Below are 3,704 nucleotides of genomic sequence, written 5' to 3' on the forward strand. Positions count from 1 at the left end.
CGGCCCGTACAACACCCGCACCACCGTGCCCGGACACGCCTCCACCACCCGCCGCACCGCCACCGGCGACACCACATCACCACCCGTCAACACCTCACGCAGGTGGGCGAGGCATGTCGGGGTCTCCTCGGCTATGACGCGGAACAGTCCCGCTGTCAGTACGACGCCGGTGATGTCATGCACCTTGATCAGCTGTTCCAGGGACGGGGCGTCCAGATTTCCCGGAGGAGCCACGACGATGGTTCCGCCGGAGAGAAGAGGCGCCCACAGCTCGAACGTCGAGGCGTCGAATGCGTACGGCGAGTGGAAGAGGACACGCTCGTGGTTGTCCGTCTCCCAGCAGCGGTCCAGCACGAGGTCCGCCACGCCGCGGTGGGTGGCGGCCACGCCCTTGGGCTCACCGGTCGACCCGGACGTATACATGACGTAGGCGAGGCCGTCCGCCCCCTGTGCACCGGCCGGCTTCACCGGTCCCGTCTCGGCGGCCGTGCCGAGGACTTCATCGGCCCAGACGACCTCTGCCGTCCCTGCGAACTCGGCGGCTTCCGTCGGGCGGTCCGTCACCAGCAGTTCGGCGGCGCAGTCCGCCATGACCAGTCGGCGCCGGCTCGGGGGGTGACCTTCGTGCAGCGGTACGTAGTGGGCGCCGGTCTTCAGTACGGCCAGCAGCGTGGTCACCAGGTCCGCGGACCGCTCCATCCACAGACCGACCGCCTGCTCGGGTCCGGCGCCCTTGGCGGCCAGATGGCGCGCCAGTCGATCCGCACGCTCGTTCAGTTGCGCGTACGTGAGCTCCAGCCCGTCGCTGACCACCGCTGTCGCGTCCGGGGTCCGTGCGACATGGGCTTCGAACCGCTCCGTGAGCGTCGCCCCGGACCGTTCTCGCGCGGTGTCGTTCCAGGCGCGCAGAACCTTCTCGCGTTCGTCCGTCACGAGGACGTCGAACTGCCGGACGGGAGCGTCAGGGGCCGTGGCGACGGCGTCGAGGAGCTGGACCAGTCGCCGGGCCAGGTGTTCGACGGTAGCCGCGTCGAAGAGGTCGGTGCGGTAGTCCAGACGTCCTTCGAGTCCTGCGGGCGTGCTGTCGGTGTGGGTCTCGCCAAGGCTCACGGACAGATCGAACTTCGCGACCGTCCCCTCCATCGGCTCCGGCCGTACGGCCAGATCAGGCAGTTCGGGTCCGGAGTCGGCCGTCGAACCTGCCGTGGCACTGCGGATGGTCGCGAGGAGCGGTGCATGGTGCTGCACGGCGAGCATGACTTGGAAGAGCGGGTGGCGGGCCATGGAGCGCGCCGGGTTGAGGATCTCCACCAGCCGCTCGAACGGCACGTCCTGATGGGAGTACGCTGCCAGGTCGGCTTCCCGGACCCGCTCCACGACCTGCCGGAACGTCGGATCACCCGAGACGTCGGTCCGCAGGACCAGCGTGTTCACGAAGAACCCGACCATCTCATCGAGCGCATCGTCGGTACGGCCCGCGATCGGCGTCCCGATCGGGATGTCCTGCCCGGCGCCCATCTTCGAGAGCAGGACGGCCAACGCGGCCTGCACGGTCATGAACATGCTCGCACCGCAGGCGCGGGACAGCTCCAGCAGACGGGCATGCGTTTCCGCGGAGACCCGTACACCGACCGAGGCGCCCTCATGGGAGGCAACGGCGGGACGCGGGTGGTCGACCGGCAGTTCGAGCTGCTCGGGCAGCCCGGCCAGGGCCTGCTTCCAGTAGCCCTCCTGCGAGGCGATCATGCTGTCCGGGTCGTTCTCGTCGCCCAGGATCTCGCGCTGCCACAGCGTGTAGTCGGCGTACTGCACCGGGAGTTCGCCCCACGCCGGGGGTTCGCCCTTGCAGCGGGCCACGTACGCGAGGGACAGGTCCCTCACCAGAGGGCCCATCGACCATGCGTCGCCGGCGATGTGATGCACCACCACGACCAGAACGCACTCGTCCGGGGCGGACCGGAGCACCCGGACCCGCCACGGCAGGTCCCGTTCCAGATCGAAGCCGGCGGTCACCACGGCTGAGACTGCGGCTGCCATCCGGGCCTCGGAGACCTGCTCGACGGCGCATGCCGGAACCCCTTCGGCACCTGCCAGGACTTCCTGCCGCGGCTCGCCGTCGACCTGCGGGAACACGGTCCGCAGGCTCTCGTGCCGCCCGGCGACGTCCGCGAGCGCGGCCCGCAGCGCCTGCACGTCCAGCGTGCCGGTCAGGCGGAGTGCAAGGGGGATGTTGTATGTGGCGGAGACGCCTTCGAGCTGGCCCAGGAACCACAGGCGGCGCTGGGCGAACGACACCGGAAGGACCTCCGGCCGTGTGCGCCGTTCCAGCGGCGTCCGGACACGACCGCCCTCATCGAGCCGGTCCACGAGGGCGGCGACGGTCGGAGCCTCGAACAGGGCCCGGATGCTCACTTCGACGCCGAGGACGGTCCGGATCCGGCTCACGAGGCGGGTCGCCAGCAGCGAATGCCCGCCCAGCTCGAAGAAGCCGTCATCGATCGACACCGACTCCACACCCAGGACCTCGGCGAAGAGCCCGCACAGGATCTCCTCGCGCGGGGTCCGCGGCCCGCGCCCCTCGGTGGCCACGACGTACTCCGGCGCCGGCAGAGCTCGCCGGTCCAGCTTCCCGTTCGGCGTCAACGGCAGGGCGTCGACCACGACGAACGCCGACGGCACCATGTACTCCGGCACGTGCTCGGACACGTACTGACGCAGCAGGGACGTGTCCGGATCGGCCGGTGCCTCTTCGCCCGAGGCAGCCACGACGTAAGCGACGAGGCGCTTGTCACCGGGCTGGTCCTCCCGCACGACGACCGCGACTCGACCCACCGATTCGTGTCCGGCCAGGACGGCCTCGATCTCGCCCAGCTCGATACGGAAACCCCGCACCTTCACCTGAGCATCCACGCGCCCCACGAACTCCAAAACCCCGTCCGCAGACCACCGCACCACATCACCGGTCCGATACATCCGCGAACCCGCCACCACCGCGAACGGATCCGCAACAAACCGCTCCGCGGTCAGTCCTGCACGGCCCAAATAGCCCCGGGCCAACTGCGCACCCGCGATATACAACTCACCCGCCACACCCACCGGCACCGGAGACCCGGCACCGGAGACAGACCCGCATCCAGCACATACACCCGGGTATTGGCAAACGCATCACCGATCGCCGGCGGCAACACACCACCAGACCCACCACCCACCACACACGACGTCGCCCACACCGTCGCCTCCGTCGGCCCGTACAGGTTCACCACCTCACGACCCAACCCACACATACCCTCCGCCAACACCGAAGGCAGCGCCTCACCACCCACCAGCATCCGCAGACCCCGCACAGACCCCGGAACCTCCGCCACCAACGCCTGCCACAACGACGGAGTCGCCTGCATCACCGACACACCCGACCCACGCACCAGCCCACCCAGCACGAACGGATCCCGAACCTCCTCCCGACCCGCAACCACCACACACGCACCACTGACCAACGGCAAATACAACTCCAACGCCGCGATATCAAACGCAACCGTCGTCACCGCCAACAACCGGTCAGACGAATCCAACCCACACCGCAAACCCACCGCCGCCAGAAAACTCACCAACGCCACATGCGAAACCACCACACCCTTCGGCCGCCCCGTCGAACCCGACGTATAAATCACATACGCCGGATGCGCAGGCAACACCGAAGACAGACG

General features: G+C 68.8%; 2 protein-coding genes. Both read right to left on the bottom strand.

Features of this window, described 5'->3' with window-relative positions:
* Positions 1-2,910, bottom strand: a 2,910-nt coding sequence (locus ADK52_RS07325; RefSeq protein ID WP_234343506.1) for a condensation domain-containing protein, incomplete at its 3' end; no start/stop codon positions are given.
* Between the two features lie 113 nt (positions 2,911-3,023).
* Positions 3,024-3,704 (bottom strand): AMP-binding protein (locus ADK52_RS07330; RefSeq protein WP_159045859.1); only part of this gene is annotated, 681 nt, incomplete at its 5' end.

This window comes from Streptomyces sp. WM6372, assembly GCF_001279655.1.
Lineage (GTDB): Bacteria > Actinomycetota > Actinomycetes > Streptomycetales > Streptomycetaceae > Streptomyces.